This is a genomic window from Vibrio sp. Vb1980, from assembly GCF_033338615.1.
Classification (GTDB): domain Bacteria; phylum Pseudomonadota; class Gammaproteobacteria; order Enterobacterales; family Vibrionaceae; genus Vibrio; species Vibrio alginolyticus.
Genome location: NZ_JAWOSZ010000153.1, coordinates 1 through 554 on the forward strand (window position 1 = coordinate 1; position 554 = coordinate 554).

1 protein-coding gene is annotated in these 554 nt (G+C 47.1%); it reads right to left on the reverse strand.

The window, feature by feature from the left end; all coding sequences use genetic code 11:
• The coding region (locus R7F64_RS24250) for a metalloregulator ArsR/SmtB family transcription factor (protein ID WP_318072200.1) at nucleotides 1-516 on the reverse strand (516 nt) is incomplete at its 3' end.
• Between the last annotated feature and the right edge of the window lie 38 nt (nucleotides 517-554).

Consider the following 554-nt stretch of genomic DNA (forward strand, 5'->3'; position numbering starts at 1 on the left):
CAGTTCAGATTTGCATAAACTAGGGCAACGCGTGGCGGCTTTACAAATCGGGCAGTGATTCTCGATCAAGATAAAGCCGTGCTCATCTTGTTCAAGCTCTGCCATGTAGCCTTCTTTTTCGCGCAGAAAAACCAAAGTTTCCAGTTTGCTTTCTAAAAACTCACATTGGCCGAGGTGCTGGCGATAGTTTTGTAAAGTCAGTTTTTCGCGCTCGGAGGTAACTTTGTCGAGGCCATCTTTACCGAAGATGTGTTCCACGGCTTCGATAAATTGGATAGTGAGTTCGCCATGACGATCGGCGAATTGCTCGTGTCCCTTCTGGGTTAAAGACCAATGGCGAGTAGGGCGTCCGACTTTGACTTTTACATCGTGAATCGACAGGATGCCATCATCTTCTAAACCTTGCAGGTGCTGGCGAGCACCCATGGTTGTCATCCCAAGCTCAGAAGAGAGTTGTTTTGCAGTGACAGACCCGTCACGCTTAACGATTTGCAATATCCTATCTACGGTCTTCATATTCCCACCATTTGTATTTCCGTACACATTATGCGCGA